Origin of the sequence: Parvibaculum sp., from assembly GCF_046297875.1 — a bacterium.
In the GTDB taxonomy this organism is placed as follows: domain Bacteria; phylum Pseudomonadota; class Alphaproteobacteria; order Parvibaculales; family Parvibaculaceae; genus Parvibaculum.
Genome location: NZ_JBKBHD010000001.1, coordinates 1797451 through 1821821, shown reverse-complemented (window position 1 = coordinate 1821821; position 24371 = coordinate 1797451). Strand labels below are relative to the sequence as shown.

25 protein-coding genes are annotated in these 24371 nt (G+C 63.6%); 19 read left to right on the top strand and 6 right to left on the bottom strand.

Annotation, left to right across the window (positions count from 1 at the left end; translation table 11 throughout):
* Positions 1-13: 13 nt before the first annotated feature.
* The 4 genes from ACK4FH_RS08935 (at position 14) to ACK4FH_RS08920 (ending at position 4330) form a co-directional block, all read left to right on the top strand.
* Positions 14-2278 (top strand): marine proteobacterial sortase target protein, encoded by a 2265-nt coding sequence (locus tag ACK4FH_RS08935; RefSeq protein ID WP_409812812.1) that lies wholly within the window; start codon positions 14-16, stop codon positions 2276-2278.
* Positions 2275-2889 (top strand): class GN sortase, encoded by a 615-nt coding sequence (locus ACK4FH_RS08930; RefSeq protein ID WP_409812810.1) that lies wholly within the window; start codon positions 2275-2277, stop codon positions 2887-2889. Before ACK4FH_RS08935 ends, ACK4FH_RS08930 begins: the two co-directional genes overlap by 4 nt.
* Positions 2890-3019: 130 nt before the next feature.
* The gene (locus ACK4FH_RS08925) at positions 3020-3676 is read left to right on the top strand and encodes a TetR/AcrR family transcriptional regulator (protein ID WP_409812808.1); all 657 of its coding nucleotides are present in this window, start codon (positions 3020-3022) and stop codon (positions 3674-3676) included.
* A gap of 27 nt (positions 3677-3703) precedes the next feature.
* On the top strand, positions 3704-4330 hold the full coding sequence (locus ACK4FH_RS08920) for a TetR/AcrR family transcriptional regulator (protein WP_409812806.1): 627 nt from the start codon (positions 3704-3706) through the stop codon (positions 4328-4330).
* Here ACK4FH_RS08920 and ACK4FH_RS08915 read toward each other — a convergent pair.
* A complete protein-coding gene (locus ACK4FH_RS08915) occupies positions 4327-5118 on the bottom strand; it encodes a class I SAM-dependent methyltransferase (RefSeq protein WP_409812804.1) in 792 nt (263 codons plus the stop codon). The genes ACK4FH_RS08920 and ACK4FH_RS08915 overlap by 4 nt on opposite strands.
* Positions 5115-5576, bottom strand: coding sequence for a PH domain-containing protein (locus ACK4FH_RS08910; protein WP_409812803.1), 462 nt, complete (start codon positions 5574-5576; stop codon positions 5115-5117). The genes ACK4FH_RS08915 and ACK4FH_RS08910 overlap by 4 nt, the downstream gene beginning before the upstream one ends.
* A 128-nt stretch (positions 5577-5704) precedes the next feature.
* Between ACK4FH_RS08910 and uvrB the strand changes: the two genes are divergently transcribed.
* Positions 5705-8032: an excinuclease ABC subunit UvrB gene (gene uvrB, locus ACK4FH_RS08905; RefSeq protein ID WP_409812801.1), complete on the top strand. Its 2328-nt coding sequence runs from the start codon at positions 5705-5707 to the stop codon at positions 8030-8032.
* A 178-nt stretch (positions 8033-8210) separates the two neighbouring features.
* Here the strand turns inward: uvrB and ACK4FH_RS08900 are convergent, their stop codons facing one another.
* On the bottom strand, positions 8211-8618 hold the full coding sequence (locus tag ACK4FH_RS08900) for a hypothetical protein (protein WP_409812799.1): 408 nt from the start codon (positions 8616-8618) through the stop codon (positions 8211-8213).
* A gap of 231 nt (positions 8619-8849) precedes the next feature.
* Here ACK4FH_RS08900 and ACK4FH_RS08895 point away from each other — a divergent pair, with 231 nt between their 5' ends.
* From ACK4FH_RS08895 to ACK4FH_RS08885, 3 genes are all read left to right on the top strand, one after another.
* Positions 8850-10574: an undecaprenyl phosphate translocase family protein gene (locus ACK4FH_RS08895; RefSeq protein WP_409812797.1), complete on the top strand. Its 1725-nt coding sequence runs from the start codon at positions 8850-8852 to the stop codon at positions 10572-10574.
* Positions 10575-10653: 79 nt separating this feature from the next.
* Positions 10654-11418 (top strand): phosphatase PAP2 family protein, encoded by a 765-nt coding sequence (locus tag ACK4FH_RS08890; RefSeq protein WP_409812795.1) that lies wholly within the window; start codon positions 10654-10656, stop codon positions 11416-11418.
* A gap of 10 nt (positions 11419-11428) precedes the next feature.
* Positions 11429-11983, top strand: coding sequence for a hypothetical protein (locus ACK4FH_RS08885; protein WP_409812794.1), 555 nt, complete (start codon positions 11429-11431; stop codon positions 11981-11983).
* Here the strand turns inward: ACK4FH_RS08885 and ACK4FH_RS08880 are convergent, their stop codons facing one another.
* Positions 11984-12595 carry a hypothetical protein gene (locus ACK4FH_RS08880; RefSeq protein WP_409812793.1) on the bottom strand — a complete coding sequence of 204 codons (612 nt, stop codon included), beginning with the start codon at positions 12593-12595 and terminating at the stop codon, positions 11984-11986. It abuts the gene before it with no gap.
* Between the two features lie 62 nt (positions 12596-12657).
* Positions 12658-13905, bottom strand: coding sequence for a GNAT family N-acetyltransferase (locus ACK4FH_RS08875; protein WP_409812792.1), 1248 nt, complete (start codon positions 13903-13905; stop codon positions 12658-12660).
* Positions 13906-14024: 119 nt separating this feature from the next.
* On the opposite strand from ACK4FH_RS08875, the gene ACK4FH_RS08870 reads away from it, so the two are divergent.
* From ACK4FH_RS08870 to ACK4FH_RS08835, 8 genes are all read left to right on the top strand, one after another.
* Entirely contained in the window at positions 14025-14378 is a 354-nt protein-coding gene (locus tag ACK4FH_RS08870; protein WP_409812790.1) for a cupin domain-containing protein, read from the top strand.
* Between the two features lie 217 nt (positions 14379-14595).
* On the top strand, positions 14596-15633 hold the full coding sequence (locus ACK4FH_RS08865) for a calcium/sodium antiporter (RefSeq protein WP_409812789.1): 1038 nt from the start codon (positions 14596-14598) through the stop codon (positions 15631-15633).
* Between the two features lie 11 nt (positions 15634-15644).
* On the top strand, positions 15645-16409 hold the full coding sequence (locus ACK4FH_RS08860) for an SDR family oxidoreductase (protein WP_409812787.1): 765 nt from the start codon (positions 15645-15647) through the stop codon (positions 16407-16409).
* An 8-nt stretch (positions 16410-16417) separates the two neighbouring features.
* A complete protein-coding gene (gene folB / locus ACK4FH_RS08855; protein WP_409812785.1) occupies positions 16418-16825 on the top strand; it encodes a dihydroneopterin aldolase in 408 nt (135 codons plus the stop codon).
* A 359-nt stretch (positions 16826-17184) separates the two neighbouring features.
* Positions 17185-19095, top strand: a complete 1911-nt coding sequence (uvrC, locus tag ACK4FH_RS08850) for an excinuclease ABC subunit UvrC (RefSeq protein WP_409812783.1) — start codon at positions 17185-17187, stop codon at positions 19093-19095.
* Between the two features lie 74 nt (positions 19096-19169).
* On the top strand, positions 19170-19781 hold the full coding sequence (gene pgsA / locus ACK4FH_RS08845; protein ID WP_409812781.1) for a CDP-diacylglycerol--glycerol-3-phosphate 3-phosphatidyltransferase: 612 nt from the start codon (positions 19170-19172) through the stop codon (positions 19779-19781).
* The gene (gene moaD, locus ACK4FH_RS08840; RefSeq protein WP_409812780.1) at positions 19778-20029 is read left to right on the top strand and encodes a molybdopterin converting factor subunit 1; all 252 of its coding nucleotides are present in this window, start codon (positions 19778-19780) and stop codon (positions 20027-20029) included. Before pgsA ends, moaD begins: the two co-directional genes overlap by 4 nt.
* Positions 20030-20033: 4 nt before the next feature.
* Positions 20034-20468: a molybdenum cofactor biosynthesis protein MoaE gene (locus ACK4FH_RS08835; protein ID WP_409812778.1), complete on the top strand. Its 435-nt coding sequence runs from the start codon at positions 20034-20036 to the stop codon at positions 20466-20468.
* Positions 20469-20523: 55 nt separating this feature from the next.
* Here the strand turns inward: ACK4FH_RS08835 and ACK4FH_RS08830 are convergent, their stop codons facing one another.
* Positions 20524-21426, bottom strand: a complete 903-nt coding sequence (locus ACK4FH_RS08830) for a branched-chain amino acid aminotransferase (RefSeq protein WP_409812777.1) — start codon at positions 21424-21426, stop codon at positions 20524-20526.
* 289 nt (positions 21427-21715) lie between these two features.
* Here ACK4FH_RS08830 and ACK4FH_RS08825 point away from each other — a divergent pair, with 289 nt between their 5' ends.
* Genes ACK4FH_RS08825 through ACK4FH_RS08815 form a run of 3 tightly spaced genes read left to right on the top strand, consistent with a single transcriptional unit; the run spans position 21716 to position 24365 of the window.
* Entirely contained in the window at positions 21716-22198 is a 483-nt protein-coding gene (locus tag ACK4FH_RS08825; RefSeq protein ID WP_409812775.1) for a MarR family winged helix-turn-helix transcriptional regulator, read from the top strand.
* A gap of 29 nt (positions 22199-22227) precedes the next feature.
* On the top strand, positions 22228-22950 hold the full coding sequence (locus ACK4FH_RS08820) for a response regulator (RefSeq protein WP_409812773.1): 723 nt from the start codon (positions 22228-22230) through the stop codon (positions 22948-22950).
* Positions 22951-22955: 5 nt separating this feature from the next.
* Positions 22956-24365, top strand: coding sequence for an ATP-binding protein (locus tag ACK4FH_RS08815; RefSeq protein WP_409812771.1), 1410 nt, complete (start codon positions 22956-22958; stop codon positions 24363-24365).
* Positions 24366-24371: the final 6 nt, after the last annotated feature.

The window sequence follows — 24371 nt, the reverse complement described above, 5'->3', positions numbered from 1 at the left end:
GGGGAGAATTGCCATGTCCTATTCACCGGTCCGTCCGGCCACAGCGGCTCGTCCGCGCGGCTGGTCCCATTCGCTTGCCTTGTTTTCTGCTTTTGTCTGCCTTGCCTTGCTCATCGTTGCGAGCCTTGCGCGCCATGCGCAGGCCGATACGCGCGGCCTGGTCGCGCTGAACGGCCCGGAAAGCGGCGCGCTGCTGTTCAATTCCACCGAGCCCGGCCTTTATGTCCCGGCGCCGCTCCTTGCCACCGATGTGAAGATCGATGTGACGGGCCCGATCGCACGGACCCGCGTCACCCAGCACTTCATCAATCCGGGCGATGGCTGGGTGGAGGGCAAATATGTTTTCCCGCTGCCGGAAAATTCCGCCGTCGACACGCTGAAAATGGTCATCGGCGATCGCGTGATCGAGGGCCAGATCAAGGAAAAGGCGGAAGCCCGCCGCGCCTATGAGGAAGCCCGCGACAGCGGCCAGCGCGCGAGCCTCATCGAGCAGCAGCGCCCCAATGCCTTCATCAATTCCGTGGCGAATATCGGTCCACATGAGACGATCGTTATCCAGATCGAGTATCAGCAGACGGTGCGACGCGATGGCGAGAAATTCTCGCTGCGCTTCCCGATGGTGGTCGCGCCGCGCTACGTGCCGCAACCCGCCGAACCGCAGCTTGTGGACTTTGCGCCCGGCGAAGGCGGCTGGGGCCATATCCAGCCTCGCGATCCTTCGGACGGCCTCGAACAGCCGCCGGTGCTTCACCCCGATGAAGGCAAGATCAATCCCGTGAGCCTTGCCGTCACGCTCGATGCGGGCTTTCCGCTTGGCGATGTGGCGAGCCCGCACCACAAGATCGCTCTCACGCGCGACGGCAAGTACAAGGCCGCCCTGAAGCTCGCCGAAGACGTCACGCCCGCCGACAAGGACTTCGAACTCGTCTGGCAGCCGGCAGAGACGCGCGCACCATCCGCCGCCCTTTTCCGCGAGCGGATCGGCAATGAGGACTATCTCCTCGTCATGCTGACACCGCCTTCCGGCGAGGTGCAGCCGGAGGCCCGCCCGCGCGAGGCGATCTTCGTCATCGACAATTCGGGCTCCATGTCCGGCCCGTCGATGGTGCAAGCGAAGGAAAGCCTGCTCTTTGCCCTCGACCGGCTGAAGCCTGGCGACACGTTCAACGTGATCCGCTTCGACCACACCATGGATGTGCTGTTCCCCGCCGCCGTTCCCGCTCATGGCGAAAATCTCGACATGGCGAGGAAATTCGTGAAAGCCCTCGAGGCGCGCGGCGGCACGGAAATGCTGCCCGCCCTGAAAGCAGCGCTCCGCGACAGGAATGTCCGGGACGGTTCCCGCGTCCGCCAGGTCGTCTTCCTGACCGATGGCGCCATCTCGAACGAACGTGAACTCTTCTCCGAGATCACGTCAAATCTCGGCCGCTCCCGCGTCTTCACGGTCGGCATCGGCTCCGCGCCGAACAGCTACTTCATGACCCGCGCCGCCGAAGCGGGCCGCGGCACCTACACCCATATCGGCTCGGAAACGCAGGTGAAGGAGCGCATGACCAAGCTGTTTGAAAAGCTCGAAAGCCCGGTGATGACAAACATCACCGCCTCCTGGCCCGATGGCCGCCGCACAGAGAGCTGGCCGAACCCCGTGCCCGATCTCTACAAGGGCGAACCCATCGTCCTCTCCGCCCGCATGGCGCAAGCCAGAGGCACGCTCACCCTCAACGGTGATGTGGCGGGCAAGCCCTGGGCAGTGAGCATGGCCGTGGATGCGGGCGAAATGCGCCCCGGCATCGGCAAACTCTGGGCACGCCGCAAGATCGAACAGCTCGAGGCCGACGCCCAGATCGCAGGCAACTGGGAGATGAATGACGGCGAGATCCTGCAGGTCGCGCTCGACCACCATCTCGTAAGCCGCCGCACGAGCCTTGTCGCCATCGACGTTACCCCCGCGCGGCCCGAAGGCACCCCGCTTACACAGCGCGACCTGCCGGTGAACCTGCCCGAAGGCTGGAATTACGAAAAGGTCTTCGGGCCGCAACAGGCGACCGCTGCCAGGCATGCCAGCAGAATGCCTGCGGGTGCGCAGCTTGCGATGGCCGCCGCACCGCCCCCGGCAGCCGAAGCGACGGCCGGCATCGCCCTGCCGCAAACGGCAACCGGCGCCCCCTCGCTGATCCAGTCCGGCACTTTCCTGCTCATGCTTGCGGCCCTGCTTGCCGCATTCCGCTGGCTGCAGCGCCTCTGGGTCTCGACGGCCTGGGCAAGGCACCGGCAATGAGCGCCCTTCCGAAACGCAATGCGGCGGCCCTGCTCTGGGCCGCCGCGATTTTCCTTTGTGCCGCCTTTGGCAGCTGGCAACTGGGCCACGGTCTCTACATCAAGGGGAAGGCGGAACTCGCGCAGCTGCTGCTCGACCGCGCATGGGAACGCACCTTGCGCGACGGCCAGCCGCACAAGGCCTGGTCATGGGCGGATGCCTGGCCGGTGGCGAAACTCGAATTCCCCTCGCACGGCGTGAGTCAGATTGTGCTCTCAAATGCGAGCGGCGAAGCCCTCGCCTTCGGCCCCGGCCATCTGGCCGCAACGCCGCTGCCCGGCAGGCTGGGCACGACAGTCATCGCGGCACACCGCGATACGCATTTTTCAATTCTCCGTGAACTCAAAGATGACGATGTCGTCATCCTGACAACGTCCGACGGAACTAGACACGAGTACAAGATTTCCGAATCCAGAATTGTCGATGCGGGCCGGTCCGGCATCGATCCGCGCCAGGGCGACGGCATTGCCCTCGTCACCTGCTATCCCTTCGATGCAAGGGAAAGAGGGCCGCTGCGTTATGTCCTCTTCGCGAGCCCTGTTGCAAATGCAAGCCTCTCTCAACAATTCTGATGATCCAATTTTTGTCCGTATGCGTAAGGTCAAGAAGACGGAAATATGGACACAAAGGCAAGATGGCCGTTTTCCGGATTGCGCTTGACCACCCGCCGAATATTCGACGTATTGAATATTGCGCAGGTAGTTGAGCGGCATTGGTCAACTTGGAGGCGGCTGCATTTTGGGATTGGCAAGCTACAGAAGATCGGTAAGCGAGACCAAACGGGCCGCAATCCTAAAGGCAGCGCGCGAAAACTTCCTGAACGGCGGCTACAGCCGCGCGGCCATGGCCGATATCGCACGGGATGCGGACGTCTCGACCGCAACTCTCTACAAGCATTTCGCCTCGAAGGACGCACTTTTTGCAGCGATCGTCGAGGATGCCTGCACAACGATAAACAATCTTATGCCAACCGACATCAAGGGCCAGGGTGTGGGTGTGCGCGAAGTCCTCAGGCGCTTTGCAGACGCCTATGTCGAGCAGCAATTCGATCACCGGATGAACGAGCTTCTTCGCGTCGTCATCGCTGAAGTTCCGACCGCACCCCATCTCGCCAATGCCGTCTACAATGACGGCGTCCTGGCGCGCTACGAACAGCTTAGGACTACCCTGGACGTTCTCGTGGAACGCGGTGATCTCAAGTCTCACAACACACATGACGGCGCGCTGCATCTCGGTGGCATGGTCAAGGAATTCGTTGTCTGGCCGGCGCTCTTTTCCTCCCGCTTCGAAAAACCTGCCGATCTCGACGCGAAGATTGATTCCTGCATCGACGCCTATCTGAAGATTTACGGCAACTAGAAAAGAAGACTCAGCGGGAAACGGCAATTGGGACTCGATACGCATCGCCGTAAGATCAGCGACCAGAAACGCACCGCCATTCTCCGGGCGGCGAAGGAACACTTCCTTAAGTCGGGCTATACCGCCGCAGGTATGGCCGACATAGCCCGCGACGCGGACGTCTCGACCGCCACCCTCTACAAGCATTTCCGTTCGAAGGAGGAGCTGTTCTCCGCCATCGTCAAGGAAGTCGCCTTCGCGACCGGTGACTATTCCGGGGCAATCAAGCCCGGCGATACCGCCCGCGACGTTCTCTACCGCCTTTGCCGCATCTATCTGGCAATCCAGTTCGGCAACAAGGCCAACGCGCTGATGCGGATCGTCATGGCCGAAGTGCCGGGCGTGCCGAAACTTGCCGCCGATATGTATGACTTCCTGGGCAACCGCCGCAATGACAGCCTCATGACTGTGATCGACGAAATGATCCGGCGTGGCATGCTGAAACCGCATGACAGCGCCTTCGGCGCGCGTCTTGGCGGCGGTATGCTGAAAGAGGTTTTCATCTGGCCCGCGCTATTCCGGGCAGATGCGGTATTGCCCGCCGATGCGGACGAGAAGATCCACCGCATCATCGACGCCTATCTTGCGCTTTACGGGCCAGACGCGAAAGACTAGCGCGTGGCGAGGAAGGCGTAGCGGTTTACGCTGAAGAAGAACTCGCCGCGCTCCGCGAGCCGGAGCTGATCGTCATACCAGGCCTGAATCTCCTCCGCCGCTATGCCTTTTGCCGCGCCGTTCGCCCGCGCATAGCCGTGAATGGTGCGCATGATGCCCGCCGCATAGGACACGGGCTGCCATTGCGGCGACAGCATCGGCACAACCTCGACACGGCGCACCTGAAAGCCCGCCCGCGCAAACAGCGGCCCGAGCCTGGCCGGCAGATGCGGATCGGCGAGATGCCCGTCCCAGCAATCGAGTATGCGGGCCATGCGCGCCTCGTCCGACGAGTGCCAGACGATGCTGCGCCAGTCCGTATCGAGGATCAGCGCCCGCCCGCCCGGCTTCAGGATGCGGTGCAGCTCGCGCATCGCCTTCGGCATGTCGGCCACATATTCGTAAACCTGCGTAGACACGGCGGCATCGAACGTGCCGTCGGCAAAGTCGAGCGACGTCGCCTCGCCCACCACGCATTCGGCCTGGGGCAGCGCTGCAAGCCGCGTCCGCGCCATCTTCACCATCGGTTCGGCCATATCGAGCCCGGTGACGCGGCCCGTGTCGCCGACGAGACGCGCGATATCCTCCGCGAGCAGTCCGGGCCCCACACCAATATCGATGATCCTCTCGCCCGGCCGCGGCGCCAGCAGATCGAGCACACGGGCGCGCTGCGCCACCACATCCGGCGTCAGATACATCGCCTCGAGCGCCTTCGCGGCGGCCTCGTTGAAATCAAGCATCTGGCTCATGCAGCCCCGTTCCTTCTGATCGCATTGTTGATGGCGGCGGCAATCGCATCCGCATCGGCGAGATCGGCGACGAGGTGGCGCTTGCCCTGCCGCGTGATAAGAGCGAGCGCGCCGCCGCCGAAAAGCCGCTGCGCAACGGGCCGGCGGACCTGTGCCACGGCAATCTCGCCAAGTTCCATGTCGAGCCGCCGCCGCACCGGAAACCCCGAGACGAGCCTCAATTTCCCCGCACCCACTTCCGCCTCAAGCACCCGCGCGCGCAAGAAGGCATGAATGAGGAGCAGCGGCACCACCGCCACTTCAATCGCCAGCGCAATGGCGGCGATGGCGGAAAGCGCAGGATCGCGCGTGACGGCCCAGAAGTAGACGAGCCCCCATGTGCCCGCGACCGCGAGCGAGGGCAGATAGATCGTCCAGTGCGCGCCGGAACGGACGGAAGATGCGGCAGGCTGATTCATGGCTGCGAGGATTGCAGATGCCTCACGCAATGGAAAGCCGCGCCTGACAAGGCGCCTGGAATGCCCGGCCCGTTCCCGTCGCGCCCTTGGCCCTTTGAACGGGGGCTGACTCACGCCATATTGGGCACATGGCGAGAGACAAGTTCAAATCATTCGGGCGCGGCTCCGAGCGGCCCCTGCCGGGCGGCATGGCCGAAGCGCCGGGCGCAAGCTTCGTGCCTGCGGACCGCGAGGCGCTGGCGCAGGCCGACCGCGACTCATGGGCAGGCGCGCTCAAGGGCGATCCGGCAAGCTGGCCGCTTTTCGCGCCCCACCGCCCCGAGCGGCCCGAAAAATCCGAAGGCGGCGTCCGCTTCAAGCTCGTCTCTGAATATGAACCCGCCGGAGACCAGCCGACCGCGATTGCCGAACTCGTCGAGGGCGTGCAGAAGGGCGAGCGCGAACAGGTGCTGCTCGGCGTCACGGGCTCCGGCAAGACCTATACGATGGCGCAGGTCATCCACCGCACCCAGCGCCCGGCCTTGATCCTCGCGCCGAACAAGACGCTCGCCGCGCAGCTCTATGGCGAGTTCAAGAGCTTCTTCCCGGAAAACGCGGTGGAGTATTTCGTTTCCTATTACGACTACTACCAGCCCGAAGCCTATGTGCCGCGCACCGACACCTATATCGAAAAGGAAAGCTCGATCAACGAGCAGATCGACCGGATGCGCCACGCAGCGACCCGCGCGCTGCTCGAACGCGACGACGTCATCATCGTCGCCTCGGTTTCCTGCATCTATGGTATCGGCTCGGTCGAGACCTATTCGGCCATGACATTCAGCGTGAAGGTGGGCGAGCGGCTCGACCGCAAGCAGCTTCTCGCCGATCTCGTGGCGCTGCAATACAAGCGAAACGATCAGGCCTTCGGCCGCGGCACTTTCCGCGTGCGCGGCGACACGGTGGAAGTCTTCCCCGCTCACTATGAAGACCGCGCCTGGCGCATCTCGCTCTTCGGTGACGAGGTGGAGGAGATTTCTGAATTCGATCCGCTGACCGGCCAGAAGACCGCGACCTTCAAGGACGTGAAGCTCTACGCCAATTCGCACTACGTGACGCCGCGCCCGACGCTCAATCAGGCGATGGAAGAGATCAAGCACGACCTGCAGGTCCGCCTGCAGGAACTGAAGGGACAGGGCAAGCTGCTGGAGGCGCAGCGCCTCGAACAGCGCACGCAATTCGACCTTGAAATGATGGAGGCGACGGGAAGCTGCGCCGGCATCGAGAATTATTCGCGCTACCTCACGGGCCGCAAGCCCGGCGAGCCGCCGCCCACGCTCTTCGAATACCTGCCGGACAATGCGCTCGTCTTCGCCGATGAAAGCCATGTCACCGTGCCGCAGATCGGCGGCATGTTCCGCGGCGACTACCGGCGCAAATCGACGCTCGCGGAATACGGCTTCCGCCTGCCCTCCTGCGTCGACAACCGGCCGATGCGCTTCGAGGAATGGAACGCGATGCGGCCGCAATCGGTCTTCGTCTCGGCAACGCCCGGCCCCTGGGAAATGGAGCAGACGGGCGGCGTCTTCACCGAACAGGTGATCCGCCCGACAGGCCTCATCGACCCGCCGACCATCATCCGCCCCGTCGCCTCACAGGTGGACGACCTCGTCGCCGAATGCCGCGAGGTGGCGGCGAAGGGAAGCCGCGTGCTGGTGACGACGCTGACGAAACGCATGGCCGAAGACCTGACCGAATACATGCATGAACAGGGCATCCGCGTGCGCTACATGCATTCCGATATCGACACGCTGGAGCGCATCGAGATCATCCGCGACCTGCGCCTCGGCGCCTTCGACGTACTGATCGGCATCAACCTGCTGCGCGAGGGCCTCGACATTCCCGAATGCGCGCTGGTCGCGATCCTCGATGCCGACAAGGAGGGGTTCCTGCGCTCGGAAACCTCGCTCATCCAGACCATCGGCCGCGCCGCGCGCAACGTCGATGGCCGCGTCATCCTCTATGCCGACAACATCACCGGCTCGATGGAACGCGCCATCGCGGAGACGAACCGCCGCCGCGAAAAGCAGAGCGCCTACAATATCGAGCACAACATCACGCCGGAGAGTATCCGCCGCAATATCGGCGACATTCTCGAGAGCGTCTATGAGCGCGACCATGTCCGCGTCGATACGGGCGAGGCGGATGAGAGCTTCATCGGCCACAATCTCCGCGCCCATATCGCGGACCTCGAAACCCGTATGAAGGAAGCCGCCGCAGACCTCGAATTCGAAACCGCCGCGCGCCTGCGCGACGAGATCAAGCGGCTGGAAGCCACCGAACTCGCGATTGCGGACGACCCCATGGCAAGGCAATCGGCAGTCGAGGAAAGCGTGGCGCGCACGGTGAAGCCGAAGGGGCGGTCGACGTCAGGCAAGCCGGGGACAAGGGCGCGGAAGTACAAGGGCAAGGGGCGGTAGTTCCGCTCGCCCTCACCTCACTTCACGTCATTGCCCGGCTTGTCCGGGCCATCCACGTCTTTCTTCCCTTCTAAGTCAGCCAAGACGTGGATGACCCGCATAAAGCGGGTCATGACGATTTGGTTGTGGCTCCATTTGGGGAACTTGTCAGAAAGCAAATACCAAAGCGCCCTCCCCCTCACACACCCATCACATACTCCACCGCATCCTTCGCATCGAAGACCAGCGACACGATCATCGTTGCGAGTGCCAGCACGAACCAGACGCCGTAGACGCTGCGCTTGTCGATGCGGCTCCAGCGGCGGATGAAAAGCAGTGCGACCGGCGTCCAGAAGACGAGATGCGTCACGCCCCAGAGCTTGTTCCAGCCGATGGTCATGCCGAGGCCCATCGCCGCCACGCCCGAGAGGACGAAGCCGAGCAGCAGCCAGCGCGCCTCGGAGCGGAAGAAGGAAAAGACGAGGCTGCCGAGCCCCAGCACGGCGAGCATCCAGTACATCCAGTACTGCACCCAGGCGGGCAGCGCCGCGATATAGGCATCCTGCGCGGCGCTTGCCTCGGCCAGCGCCTCCATGAAGCCGCTCATTCTCTCCTCCCTCGAAAATCCGGTCCCAGCGGTCATTTGGGAAGCCGCGCCCGCACTCGCCAGTCACAAATCCGTTAAAGCGGCCCGCCCCGCCTGCGCGCCCATCCAAGCGCCCCAAAGTGAATCATATTCGCCACGCTTGCCGCCGAAACGTCCCTGTCGGCGCCGGAAATAGTCCGCCGGAGGACGGACGGGCCCTATACTTGTGTCAAATCGGTGACATCCGGGAAGATGGGGGAACAGTTCTCGATGCATGACCGCGCCGATACCGGCATATTCGACAATCGCTGGGACCTGCGCCAGCTTGCACTGTGGACCGGCGCTGCGCTGCTGCTGTTCGCCTCCTGGCTCTTCCCGCCGACGCGCGCCCTCTGGGACGCGGTGGACCTCGCCTTCTTCCGCATGATGAACGCGACCGTGGCGCTGGACAGCTCCGTCGCGCTCTTCTGGGCGCTGACGGGCGACCGCCGCTTCGACTATTTCTCCGCGCTGATCGTACTCATTCTCTATCTCTACATCATCTCGCGCGGCGGCATGGAGCAGCTCCGCCACGGCATCGCCTATGGCGGCGCCGTCTCGATCATCCTGCTGGTCGTGATCGCCCTGCAGCGCGAATGGATCGAATATCCGCGCATGTCGCCGACGCTGATGCTCGACGCGACGCACTCGATCCAGTCCTGGATTCCCTGGTCGCGCGCCAAGGAAGCGGCGCCGAACAGCTTTCCCGGCGACCACGCCACCGTGATGATGCTGCTGACGCTCTGCTGGTGGCCGGCCTTCGGCCGCCGCATCGGCCTTCTCGCGCTTGCGCTCACCTTCGCCTTCGCCCTGCCGCGCATGGCGGCCGGCGCGCACTGGCTGACCGATGCGATGGTCGGCGGCGGCTTCGTGACGCTGCTCACCGCGGCGCTCATCTTCGGCACGCCGCTCCTCCACTATCTCACAGGCGGCATGCGCTTCGTCACGGACCGCGCGGTCGATCTCTGGCTCGTTGCCATCGAGAAGATCGGCAGCGCCGGCGAAGGCGGGCCGAGCCCGGTGGCACCCTTCCTGCGCGGTACGCTGCTCGGCGTGTCGCAGCTCATGCCCGGCGTCAGCGGCGGCAGCTTCGCGCTGATCCTCGGTCTCTATCGCCGCCTGATCCGCGCCGTTGCGAGCTTCGATACGGAGCTTTTGCGCCTGCTGCGCGCCGGCCGCCTCGTCGATGCGATGCGGCATGTCGATCTCGTCTTCGTGGTGACGCTGATCGCGGGCGCCGCCGCCGGCATCTCCTTCTTCTCGCGCGTCGTGCCCGTCGAACTGATGACGCAGGAACTGCCCGAGATCATGTTCGGCCTTTTCTTCGGCCTGATCGCGGCCGCCACCGCCACCATGCTGCGCCGCCACGGCCTGCCGCACGGGTTCGACTGGCTCTGGCTCGCGCTCGGTGTCGCGGCCGGCGTCTCGATGGCGCTGCTGACGCCGGTCGATACGCCAAGCGAGATCTGGTTCCTCTTCCTATGCGGGCTCACCGTCGCCGTTGCCGCCATGATGCCCGGCCTCTCCGCTGCGCTGATGCTCCTCGTCCTCGGCAAATATGCGGCAACGATCGAGGCCGTCGCACGGGTCGATTTCGCCTATCTCGCACCCTTCATCGCAGGCGCAGTCCTCGGTGCCGTCGTCCTGTCGCGCGTGTTGAGCGCCCTGCTCGCCCGCCATGCACAGCCGATGATGCTCGCCGCCACCGGCATCATGGGCGGCTCGCTGCTGGCCGTCTGGCCCTTCCAGCACCGCGAGTTCATCGAAATCGGCGGTACGCGGCATCTCATCACCACCGAAGCCTATCTGCCGGAAACCTTCGACATGGGCGTGGTGATGGGCCTCGGCGCCATGATCGCAGGCGCGCTTGCCTATCGCCTGCTGCTCCGCCTTGCCGCGCCCGAGGCGGCGGCCGCCGGGCCCCGCCCCGCCGCCTGATACGGCCGGAAAATTCATCAATTCGAGAAACATCTGTTATAATTCGGTCATGAAACCGGCAGAGGAGAAAAGCGCCGCAATGAACGGCAGCGTCACAGGCATATTCGAGCATCGGTGGAACGTCCGGCATCTCGCCATTTGGGGCGGCCTGTCCATTCTGCTCTTCGTCTCATGGCTCGTGCCCGCAACACGCGCCGTTTGGGACGCCTTCGATGTCGCCGCCTTTCAGGCGCTGAATCAAACGGTGACCTGGGGTCAGGGTTTCGCCGGCTTCTGGGCCATTACGGGCGACCGCCTGTTCGATGTCTTCTCCGCCCTCGTGCTGGCCGGGTTCTATCTGGCTGTCATCTCGCGCCACGGCATGGAGGAGTTCCGCCACGGGCTCGCCTTCGGCGCGGCGACCGTCGTGCTGCTCGGCCTCGTCATCATGCTTCAGCGCGAGATGATTTCCTTCCCACGCTTCTCGCCCTCGCTTGCCCTCGACAGCTATCATTCGATTCAGGATTTCGTTTCCTGGTCGCGCGCCAAGGAAGGCTCGAACACGAGCTTCCCCGGCGACCACGCCACCGTCTCCATGCTGCTCACGCTGGTCTGGTGGCTCGGCTATGGCTGGCGCGTCGGCCTCATCGCCACGGGCCTCACCATCGTCTTCTCGCTGCCGCGCCTTGCTGCCGGCGCGCACTGGATGACGGACGTGCTGGTCGGCGGCGGCTTTGTCACTTTCGCTGCCGCCGCGCTCGTGCTCGGCACGCCTGCGCTCCATCACGCCTATCGGTTCTTCCGGCACTACACGGACCGGATAACGGATCGCGGCCTCGCAGCCTATGAGCGCGTGCGCGGCTAGGCCCTGCGGCTTGACGAAAGCCCTCCTCCTCGGCACCACCGGCATGCTCGCCGCCGCGGCGCGTCATGCGGCCATGCGCGCGGATGAATGCGTTCTCGTCTCGCGCAATGCCAGTGTCTTTTCCTTCGGCAGTGCCGCGCTCGATGCGAAGCTCACCCGCCTCCCGATCTCCTATGAGGACGAAGCGCATTTGCTCGATGCACTGGCGGATCATGCACCCTTCGAACTGGCACTGACCTGGATCAGGCCGCGCGCGGAACTGCTCCGTGCAGCAATCGACGCATTGATCGCGCCGCGTGGCCTTCTCGTTGAAGTCATGGGTTCGCGCTCGATCCTCACCGGGAGCAATGGCGAACCGTCCATCGCGGCGCTCAGGGCCGATGCCTTCGCTCATCAGACGGACATTACCTATGCGGCGGTGATCCTCGGCTTCATGCGCGAAAACGGCGCCTCGCGCTGGCTGACGCATGACGAGATTTCCGCTGCCGCCATAGCGCAAATCGACGATCCATCGCCGCGCCGCATTGCCGGCGTGCTCGAACCCTGGGATGAACGCCCGCGCTGATCAGCCCCGCGAATAGAAGGCAAAGCGACCGAGCGCGAGATGGAGCATCGCACCAATCGCAATCAGCAGCACCGCCACGATGAACCGCACCCAGATGAAGCTGAACTCCATATGCGTGGGGAAGACATGCGTCTTCGATACGGAACCCGCCTTCAGCTCTTCGATCTCCTCTGCCAGGTCCGAGGTGATCATATCGAGCAGGTCGCGGAAACTCCGGTATCGGACGATCGCCACCTGGTCCCAGCCCTCGAGCCCCTCGGGCTCGATGAACCGGCCAATGGGGCGTGCGATGAAAACAGGATGCCCGCCGCGCTTCAGAAGTTCGGGAATGATGAGCCGGTTATAGGCCGCCGCCGCCTCCGGGTCTTCCGGGTCGTTGATGAGGTTCACCATGTAGAATTCGCGCCCGTCATCGTTCCGCGCCAGCGCCTCCATCGCTGCACGGAGCGAAGGGTTCGGATGCGAATGTTCACGCCCGTCCAGCAGCGCGAAATAATGCGCAGCCTCTTCCGGCGTCAGCGGTTTTCCCGCACCGCCATACCACCAGACGAACAAGCCATAGAAAAGCGCCAGAACAGCGGTGAGCAGTCTCGGCCCGGTGATACGCAGCATGATGCCTCCTGTCGGATCACCGGCAAGATTAGGCAGCCGCCATTAAATTGGCAATATCAATGTCACTTCTTTGCGAAGCGTTCCCGCGCCGCCTGATACGTGGCCATCAGGCGCGGCTCGTTCTTGACGAACCGCTTGAGCGCAAGCCCCTGACGCAGCGCAAAGGCCACCGGCGCACCGGCAGGCGAAGCGCCGGCCACAAGATTGCGCATCTCCGTCGGCGCCTCGCAGAAACTCTCCTTGTAGGCCGCATATCCGACGGACAGATCGTAGACGCCGATCCTGCGTTCAATGCTCGACTGGATGAGCTTCAGCAGGTGAAGCCGCCCCGGCGACAGCCGCGGAAATTTCTCGGCATCATAGGTATGTACCATCAGCGTGGTGCGCCCGTTTTTCAGATGCCCGATGCTGCCCGAGAGGAACACGCCATCGAGCCGGAGTTCCGCCGCCTCGACCAACTTGCGGTCTTCCGGCAGCAGCGCCAGCTCGCGAAAGGCCGCAATGTATCGCTCGTCCGAAAAGATCGACGGTATGCCCTGTGCCGCAAGCTGTGCCGCCTTGCGCGCCAGCGTCTCGCTCACCATCGCCATCCGCTCTTCCGGCGTTACCGCGAAGCGGAATGTCAGCTCGCCTTCCGCTTCCAGCTTTTTCAGCTTGGAGCGGTCGGCACGTCGCGTCTCCGCCCGGTAGCGAAGCGTGAAGGTTTCAAAATCGCCCGGTAGATCGAACACATAAGCCACGTCCGGCGCCAGCTCGCCGCCAAGCGCCGCAAATGGATTGTCGAACGGCGCATCCGGCGTGCCGAGAGAAAGCGGCTGGTTCTCGAGCAGCACGAGATCGTGTCGCGGCAGCGCCCGGCGAATCTGCCGCCACAGCGCCGGAAACTCCGAAGGCGGAACCTGCGCCGCGAACTCCGGCGCAATCAGCGGCCCCTTGTAGTCGGCAAGCCGCCCGCCGAGCCAGACAAGGCGGCGAAGCCCCAGTTTCCGTTCGATGCCGAGCGGCGCCAGCAGCAGCGTCTCGCCCTGCCGCGCCACCACGGCAATGGCCGGCTCGATCCCGTCCACCGCACCGACATGCGCATGCCAGATGGAAAGCCAGTCGAAGCTCTGGAAGGCCGTGCCTCGTGCCCGGCCCTCGAAGGCGCGCCAGACCGGCTCCGCCGCCTCGAATGTTTCGTAGATCGTGATCCCTGCCGCATGGGCGAGCCGCGCTTCATATCCCGCCCTGAAGCGCGCATTGATGCCGCGCGGCCGGGCCGCCCCGCCCGCCTCGGGGACCATGGTAAAATCTTCGCTCGAAACGCTCATCGTACCGACCTGACCCAACTTGTCCCTTTTCGGGACGCGATGCGGATTCTCTCCCCACTCCCAGCAATCTCCCGGCCAATGAAGTGGTAGGATCAGGAAAACAGGCATGGGAGAAATCGATGAAAGCTGCGCTGATCCCCTTCGACATCAAGGATCTGAGGCCCGAAAAGGGGAGCCCGGCCCCCGAGCGCATCGTCAAGGGCCATCCGCAGAACCGGAGCTGGAACCTCTATACCTCGCGGGACGGCAAGTTCTTCTCCGGCATCTGGGAGGGCGATCCCGGCGAGTGGATCATCCATTACACCGAGGACGAGTTCTGCCACATCCTTGAAGGGGTCAGCGTCATCACCAGCGACAATGGCGCCGCAATGACCGTCCGGGCTGGCGATGCCTTCGTCATTCCGGCCGGCTTTTCCGGCACCTGGGAGGTGGTGGAACGCACCCGCAAGCACTACGCAATCTACGAGGCCTGACCAAGCCGGAATTAAGCCTCGACAAAGGATTCCGGCGACATTCTTGCCATATTGCCGCCGCGCCCCTATATGCCTTGGAACCGGGACCGGGGGCGGACCTGCCATTGATGAGAGGATCGGGCGCCGAAATGCGGGCCATAGACCGCATCTATCGCATGGACGCCGCTGGCATGCTGCCACCGGCAAGGCCGGCCCATTTCCCTGACGAGGCTTGTTGATGTCCGAAATGTTCTTGCTGGTCGCAGGCGGCCTGCTGATCCTGATCGTATGCGGCGATTTTCTCGTTCAGGGCGCATCGGCACTCGCCGCCCGATATGGGCTTTCGCCCCTCCTTATCGCGCTTACCATTGTTGCCTTCGGCACCTCGGCGCCCGAACTTCTCGTCAGCGTCCGCGCCGCGCTTGCCGGCGCGCCGGGCATCGCGCTCGGCAATGTCGTCGGCAGCAACATCGCCAACATTCTGCTCATCCTCGGTATTCCAGCCCTTATTGCGCCTATCGCCTGCGCCGGCCGCGCCGTGCCGCACAACATGCTCATCATGCTTGCGGCGAGCGTGCTTCTGATTGCGCTCTGCTTCAACGGTCCGCTCGCCTTCTGGCAAGGTGTATTTCTGCTCGGCATGCTCACTGCCTATCTCGTCTATTCCGGCTGGGACGCCCGCAAGAACCCCTATTGCGCCGCCACCGAAGGCGGTGCCGTGCCCTCGCCCGAAAGGCCGGACGACGCCTTTTGCGAAGGCACGGCCAGCGCCCATGACTTGCCGCATGGCGATATCGAACCACCGAACCTGTCGCGCCGCCTCATAGCCTTCAAGATTCTCTTCGGCATTGCCGGCCTGCCGCTCGGCGCGCGCTTCGTCGTGGATGGCGGTATCGACATTGCCGAAACATTCGGCGTGTCGGACGCGGTGATCGGCCTCTCGCTCATAGCCGTCGGCACCTCGCTGCCCGAACTTGCCACCTCCGTCATGGCGGTCTTCCGGCGCAATGACGATGTGGTGGTCGGCAACATCATCGGCAGCAACATCATGAACATCCTGGCGATCCTCGGCATCACCGCGATCATCGCGCCGATTTCGGTTTCGTCCGACTTCCTGTCCTTCCATCTCTGGGTCATGCTCGGCGCCGCCGTGCTTCTGCTGCCCATCGCCATGACGGGCCGCAAGGTCGGGCGCGGTGCGGGCATTCTCTTCCTCGCCGCCTACGGCGCCTATCTCTACGCCATGTTCGCCTTCGGCCACATGCCGGCCGCCTGAAGGACCGGGCCATGAACGCAGCATCCAAAGGAGCACTTGTCACCGGCGCCGCACGTCGCGTCGGCCGCGAAATAGCGCTCGGTCTTGCGCGCGACGGCTGGACAGTGGCACTGCATCACAACCATTCGGCCGCTGAAGCCGCCGAGGCCGTAGCCGAAATCCGCGCCGCGGGCGGCAAGGCCGAGACCATTCATGCCGATTTGTCGGACCTCGCGGCGACGCAGGCTCTCATCGGCACTGCCACGAACGCCGTTGGGCCGCTCACGCTTCTCGTCAACAATGCCTCGCTTTTCGAGCATGACGGGATCGAGACCATGACGCCCGAAAGCTGGGCCGCCCATTTCGACACCAATCTGCGCGCGCCTGCCTTTCTCTCGCAGGGCTTTGCCGCGCAGCTTCCCGAAGGCACGGAAGGCAATATCGTCAATATCGTGGACCAGCGCGTCTGGGCGCCGACGCCTCGCTTCATTTCCTACACGGTCAGCAAGATGGCGCTCTGGGACATGACTCAGATCCTCGCCCGCTCGCTCGCTCCTTCGATCCGCGTCAACGCCATCGGCCCCGGCCCGACGCTTGCAAATGCGCGCCAGTCCGCTTCCGACTTCCAGAAGCAGCTCGACTCGACAATTCTTCGCCGCGGCACCTCGCCGGCAGAGATTTACGCCGCGATCAGGTTTATCCTCGCCGCGCCCGCCATGACCGGCCAGATGATCGCGCTCGATGGCGGCCAGCACCTCGCATGGGAAACGCCGGACGTGACCGGCATTTCCGAATAGGACACTCAATGAGCCAGCCCGACAATGTGACACCGCTCAAGATCGCCAATGCGGAGCGCGCGATCCGCCATGTCTTTGTCCGCGATCTGCTGCTCGATGCCCATATCGGCGTCTACAAGGACGAGAAGGGCCGCACCCAGCCCATCCGCGTCAATGTCGATCTCACCGTCGCCGAGGCCGCGCATGGCGATGACCTGAGAAACGTCGTTTGTTATGCGACCGTTGTCGGCAACATCCGCGCGATCGTCGAGGAAGGCCACCTGAACCTCGTCGAGACGCTCGCCGAACGTATCGCCGCCTCCTGCCTCGGCGACGAAAGGGTGCAGGTGGCACGGGTCCGCGTGGAAAAACTTGCCGTCATTCCCGAAGCCTCCAGCGTCGGCGTCGAGATCGAGCGCACACGCCATCGTTCCTGACGCCGGAAGCTCCCCGGAAAGCGGCAATGGAATCAACGATTTGCAGATTCCAAATGCCGCATACGGAAGGTTTGTGCACAGCAGCGTCAGCAGGTTCCGCGAGCCCGAATATTACAGCCCGGGCTCGCCGCAACCTTTCGGATGTGGCCGGATAGGTCAAAAAACTCATATGTTTCAATGCCTTAAAAACCGGCGAGATTTCCGGCCGGCGTCACAAATCCTAATTATTACAAGACCTTGACGGAAACTCGGGTTTCTGCAGCGAAAGCTTTCAACAAACTTATCCACAGGCGACGCAGCAACATGGAAGGTGGGCGATGCCCATCCCGCCCCGCCCCGGCGATGCTATACAGAAGACAATGAGCGAATCCGGCGACAACACAGGAAACGAGCCCGCCGTCCCGGAAAAACCCGTGGGCGCGGTACTTATTTCGGCCAAGGTCAAACTCCTGCCCGACAGCCCCGGCGTCTACCGCATGTATGCCGCCGATGGCGGTCTGCTCTATGTTGGCAAGGCGCGGAGCCTGAAAAAGCGCGTGGCGAGCTACGCCAAGCTCGGCGGCCATTCGAACCGCATCGCCCGCATGATCGCCGCCACGGCGCAGATGGAATTCATCACCACCGCGACCGAGACCGACGCGCTGCTCCTGGAAGCGAACCTCATCAAGAGGCTGAAGCCTCGCTACAACGTGCTGATGCGGGACGACAAGTCCTTCCCCTACATCCTGCTGACGGGGGACCACGCCTTCCCGCAAGTTCTGAAACATCGCGGCGCCCGCGCGCGCGCCGGCGATTACTACGGCCCCTTCGCCAGCGCCGGCGCCGTGACGGCCACGCTCAACGCACTGCAAAAGGCGTTTCTGCTGCGCTCCTGCTCCGACAGCGTGTTCGAGAGCCGCACGCGGCCCTGCCTCCTGTTTCAGATCAAACGCTGCAGCGCGCCCTGCACCGGCGAGATCGGCGCGGAGGGCTATGCAATGCTCCTCGCCGAAGCGCGCGACTTCCTCAAGGGCCGCAGCCGCAAGACGCAGCGCGAACTCGTGACGCTGATGGATCAGGCCTCGGCCGATCTCGATTTCGAGCGCGCCGCGATCTACCGCGACCGCATCCGCGCGCTGACGCAGATCCAGCAGCATCAGGGGATCAACCCGCAAACCGTCGCCGAAGCGGATGTCTTTGCCGCCTGGGCCGAAGGCGGCCAGACCTGCGTACAGGTCTTTTTCTTCCGCGCCGGACAGAACTGGGGCAACCGCGCCTATTTCCCGCGCCACGACAAGGAGCTTTCGACGGAGGAAGTGCTCGACGCCTTCCTCGCCCAGTTTTACGAGGATCGCCCTCCCCCACGCATGGTACTCCTGAGCCATGATGTACCGGGCCGCGCGCTGCTTGCCGAGGCGCTCACCATTCGTGCCGGACGCAAGGTCGCTGTCGGCGTTCCGCGCCGTGGCGAGAAGCGCGCACTCGTCGATCACGCGCTCACCAATGCGCGCGAGGCGCTGGGCCGCCGCCTCGCCGAAAGCTCGACGCAGCGAAAGCTCCTCGAAGGCGTGGCCGAAGTCTTCGATCTCGACGCACCGCCCGGCCGCATCGAGGTCTATGACAACAGCCATATCTCCGGCACCAAGCCTGTCGGCGGCATGGTCGTCGCCGGGCCCGAAGGGTTCATGAAGAACCAGTACCGCAAGTTCAACATCAAGGGCGAGGATGTGGAACCGGGAGACGACTACGCCATGATGCGCGAAGTGCTGACGCGCCGCTTCACCCGCCTCCTGAAGGAGAGCGAGGAGAACAAGGCGAATGACGATGCCTGGCCCGACCTCATCCTGATCGACGGCGGCGCTGGCCAGCTGAAAGTCGCGCTCGATGTGCTGGCCGAACTCGGCATCGACAATGTGACGGCTGTCGGCGTCGCCAAGGGGCCGGAGCGCGATGCGGGCCGCGAACGCTTCTTCATGGCGGGCAAGCCCGACTTCATGATGGAACCGCGCAACCCCGTTCTCTACTACCTGCAGCGCCTGCGCGACGAAGCCCACCGCTACGCCATCGGCAGCCACCGCGCACGCCGCTCAAAGGCCGTCAGCGCAAATCCGCTCGACGAAATTCCGGGCATCGGCCCCGGCCGCAAGCGCGCCCTGCTGCAGCATTTCGGTTCCGCCCGCGCCGTCTCCCGGGCTGGCCTTGCCGACCTCGAGGCGGTGGAAGGGATCAGCGAAAAGGTCGCGCGCACCGTTTACGATCATTTTCACGGAAATCCCGATTCGGCACCTTGAATATGCGCCGTATGGCGCGACATTCAGGTCGGGAGTGCTAAACTCTGGCCGCTGACAACGGAGCTGACCGCAGAATGGCCACCAATCTTCCGAACCTGCTGACCTATTTCCGCATCGCGCTGGTGCCCGCAGTGGTGGCCTGCTTCTATATTCCGGGCGATCTCTCGCACTGGGTCGCACTCGCGCTTTTCATCGTTGCGTGCCTCACCGACTTCTTCGACGGTTATCTCGCCCGCGCCTGGGAGCAGCAGTCGAAGCTCGGCCGCATGCTCGATCCGATCGCCGACAAGCTCCTCGTGGCCGTCGTGCTGATCGCGCTGACATGGCGAGGCATCATCGCCGACGTCGCGATCTGGGCAGCGATCATCATTCTCTGCCGCGAAATTCTCGTCTCGGGCCTGCGCGAATTTCTGGCCGAACTGCGCGTCAGCGTGCCGGTGACTCAGCTTGCAAAATGGAAGACCGCGATCCAGATGGTCGCGCTCGGCTTCCTGCTTGCGGGCCCCGCCGCCGACAAGATCGTGCCCGGCGTCACCGAGACCGGCCTCACTCTGCTCTGGGCAGCGGCGATCCTCACGCTCTACACCGGCATCGACTATTTCCGCGCCGGTATCGTCCATCTGCGCGAGGACGAACCCGCGAAGAAGCAGCCGCCCGCAGCGGCCAAACAGGAATCCGGCTCGTGAAACTCCTCTACTTCGCATGGGTGAAGCAGAAGGCCGGCATAGCCGAGGAAGATGTGACGCTGCCCGCCGCCATTCGCGATGTCGCGGGCGTCATCGACTGGCTGAAATCGCGCGGCGAGAACTACGCCCTTGCCTTCGCCGATCTCGCCGTCATCCGCTGCGCCGTCGATCAGGAACATGGCGACCTTGCAACGCCGGTCGCAGGCGCATCGGAAATCGCCTTTTTCCCGCCCGTCACCGGCGGTTGAGGCCATGATCCGCGTAGAGACGCAGGATTTCGATATCGGCGCCGAAGTGAAGGCGCTGACGAAAGGCCGCACGGATATCGGTGCTGTCGTGACCTTTTCCGGCCTTGTGCGCGATGTGCCGCTCGAACTCGAGCACTATCCCGGCATGACGGAAAAGGAACTCGCCCGCATCGAGGAGGAAGCGCATCGCCGCTGGCCGCTTCAGGCAAGCCTGATTGTCCATCGCGTGGGCATTCTCCAGCCGGGGGACAATATCGTGCTGGTCATCGCCGCCTCCGCCCATCGCCAAGCCGCTTTCGAGGCGGCATCCTTCCTCATGGACTATCTGAAAACGCGCGCGCCCTTCTGGAAGAAGGAAGAGCGGAACGGCGAGTCGCAATGGGTCGATGCGCGCGAGAGCGACGAGCGAGCCGTTCATCGCTGGAAGAAATCACCCTGACCAAACAAAAAGGCGGCTCGCAAGGAGCCGCCTATTTCATTCGATACCGGCTTTTTCAGCCGTTCGCCGCCTTGGCGCGATGCTGATGCGCGTGAACCGCAGCGATGTAGTCCTGGTGGAGATTGTTCGAGATCTCGCCCGGCGTGAACTTGTGCGGGCCGATCTCGCCCACCGGCGTCACTTCCGCCGCCGTGCCGGTGATGAAACATTCGGAGAAATCCGAAAGCTCTTCCGGCTTGATATGCCGTTCGACGATCTCGTAGCCGCGCGCCCTGGCAAGACCGATCACGGTCTGCCGCGTGATGCCGTCGAGGAAACAGTCGGGTTTCGGTGTGTGGATGACGCCGTCCTTGATGAAGAAGATGTTGGCGCCCGTCGCTTCCGCTACATAGCCGCGATAGTCATACATCAGCGCATCGGCATAGCCTTTGTTCTCCGCCGCATGCTTCGAGATCGTGCAGATCATATAGAGGCCAGCCGCCTTCGCCATCGAAGGCGCCGTTTCCGGCGAGGGGCGCTTGTACTGCGCGATGTCGAGGCGGATGCCTTTCTTGCGCTGTTCGGGATCGAAATAGGACGGCCATTCCCATGCAGCGACCGCAAAATTGATGCGGTTCTTCTGCGCCGAGACGCCCATCATTTCGCTGCCGCGCCATGCCACGGGGCGCAGATAACCGTCGGTCAGCTTCTGCGCACGCACCGTCGCGATGCAGGCTTCGTCGATTTCCTCGACGCTGTAGGGGATCGTGAAGCCCAGGATTTCGGCGGATTTGATAAGCCGTTCGGAGTGCTCGCGCAGCTTGAAGATTTCGCCGCCATACATCCGGCAGCCCTCGAACACGCAGCTCGCATAGTGCAGCCCATGCGTCAGCACATGCACCTTGGCATCCGCCCACGGCACAAGCTCGCCATTGAACCAGATAAAGCCGTCGCGTTTGTCGAAGGGAACGTCTGCCATGACCATGCTTCCTGATGCCGTTTCGCGCCGCGCCGGTTTTTGCCAATCTTGTCCGGCTGCCCGCGTCCCCCTTTAAGGGATTTGCCGGAGACAGCCAGTTCGGGCGAACTTCCTCTATACTGACCGGCAGATTCGATCTGCCCGGCCTTTGCGCCCATTCTGTCTCAAGCGGTTTGTTAGGGGTAGCACTTAGCGGAAAATATGTCAACATGGCTGACATAAAATGACGGTCACGGCAAAACCATCCGGAAAAGCCCCGGCCCGCGCGGCGGAACTCCCCGCGCAAGGAATGCCCGCGCGCGAAACCGGCCCTTTGACCGAGGCCATCGAGCTTCTTTTCTTCGCCTATCGCGACTTCATCAGCGATCCGGACGAGCTGCTCGCGAAATACGACTTTGGCCGCGCCCACCACCGCGTCATCCATTTCGTGGGCCGCCACCCCGGCATCACCGTGGCGGAATTGCTGAACATCCTGCGCATCACCAAGCAGAGCCTGGCCCGCGTGCTGAAACAGCTTATCGAGCGCGGCTTCATCGAACAGGAAACCGGCAAGCAGGACCGGCGCCAGCGCCTGCTCTTCCTCACGCCTGCCGGTCTCGAACTGGAAGAACGCCTCGCTGCGCCGCAGCAGGCCCGTGTCGCCGCCGCGCTCGCAAGCGCCGGACCCGGCGCCGAAGCCGCCTGGCGCGCCGTGCTGCTTGCACTCGTGAACGAGGACGACCGGCCGGAAGTCGAGCGCCTCATTGCCGCCCGGCTGGCCCAGACCAATTGACGCGCCGCACAGGCTGAAGGAGACGGCACTTGGCCGCAGAACAGGGAAGCACATTGGAGCCGGCCCGCGCACCCGTCGCCGACGATGCGCCGCATATTCTCGTCGTCGATGACGATCGCCGCATCCGTGAACTCCTGAAGCGCTACCTCTCGGAAAATGGCTTCCGCGTGACCACCGCCGAACATGCCGCGGAGGCCCGGGCGCGGCTCGAAGGCCTCGCCTTCGATCTCATCGTTCTCGATGTGATGATGCCCGGCGAAAGCGGTTTCGATTTTGCGCGGTCGCTGCGGCGCACCTCGCCCGTCCCGATCCTCATGCTGACGGCGCGCGGCGAGGCAGGCGACCGCATCGAGGGGCTTGAACGCGGCGCCGACGATTATCTCGCCAAACCTTTCGAACCGCGCGAATTGCTGCTGCGCATCGGCACAATTCTCCGCCGCGCGCAAATGCCGGGCATGAAAAAGGCCGACGATATCTCGCTGGGGCCGCTGCGTTTCAACGTCACCCGCGGCGAGCTCTGGGACGGCGACATGCAGATCCGCCTGACCACACGCGAAATCCAGCTCATGCGCATTTTCGCTGCCAATCCGGGCAGGCCGCTCTCGCGCCTCGATCTCTGCGACAACGAAGCCGCGGAACGCTCGATCGACGTGCAGATCAACCGCCTGCGCCGAAAGCTCGAAGCCGATCCGAAGAATCCGGTTTACCTGCAAACCGTGCGCGGCGAAGGCTACGCATTGATGCCGGATTGACGCATATGACAAGCGCGGACACCGAGAGCAAGACACAGGCACTGCCGCCCGGCAAACGCGGGGCACCGGCCATGCCCGCGCTTCACCCCTTCATGCTGCTGAAACGGCTGATGCCGTCCGGCCTCTATTGGCGCTCGCTCATCATCATCGTGGCGCCGATGGTGCTGCTGCAGGTCGTCGTCACCTATGTCTTTCTGGAGCGGCACTGGCAGCTCGTCACCGAGCGCCTTTCGGCCAAGACCATCGCCGAAATTGCAATGCTGCTCGACGAATTCGAGGAAGACCCCTCTCCCTTCCATGCGTCCCGCATCACCAAACGCGCGGGCGACAATCTCGGCCTCCCCATCGCCTTCCTCGACGGCGAAACGCTGCCGGAATCCCCATCATTGGTCGGAGGATTGCTGGCGGACTCGCTCAACGACGAAATCCGCAAGCGCATCGCGCGGCCCTACTGGATCAACACGATGCGGCAGAACCGCTATGTCGACATTCGCATCGCCTATAATGGCGGCGTGATGCGCGTGCTGACGCCGGCGTCCCAGGTCTATGCCTCGAACTCGCATATCTTCATCGTCTGGATGGTCGGCACGTCGATCGTGCTTATCATCGTCGCGATAATTTTTCTGAGAAACCAGATTCGTCCCATCGAGCGTCTTGCCGCCGCGGCCGAATCCTTCGGCATGGGCCGCGATGTCGAGAGCTTCCGCCCGCAAGGCGCTTCCGAAGTGCGCCGTGCCGCGCAGGCCTTCATGGAAATGCGGGCGCGCATCGAACGCCAGATCGAGCAGCGCACAGCCATGCTTGCCGGCGTCAGCCACGATCTGCGTACCCCGCTGACGCGCTTCAAGCTGCAGCTCGCCATGCTGCCCGACGGCCCGGAAGTGGCCGAACTGCACGAAGACATTGCCGAGATGGAAAGGATGCTCGAAGACTATCTCGAATTCGCGCGCGGCCATCAGGGCGAGGCGTCCGTCGAAACCGACCTTGCCGACCTCATCGCCGAAGTGAAGGACGATGCAATCCGCAAGGGCCACAATGTCAAGCTCGATCTGCATGGCGATCTCACGCTGCCGCTCAGGCGCAATGCCTTCAAGCGCTGCCTGACGAACATCATAGACAATGCCGGTAAATATGCGCCCCATGTCTGGGTGACCGCGATCCGCGATGCGGAAAGCGATGAGGATGGCAGCATCGACATTCTGGTGGATGATGACGGCGAAGGCATACCTGAAGAACTGCTGGAAGAAGTGTTCCGCCCCTTCTACCGGCTCGACGCGGCGCGCAATCTCGACGAAGGCGGCACGGGCCTTGGCCTTGCAATCGCCCGCGACATTGCGCGCGGTCATGGCGGCGACATCACGCTCACCCGCAGCCCCATGGGCGGGTTGCGCGCCATCATCCATCTGCCGGTGTGACAGCGA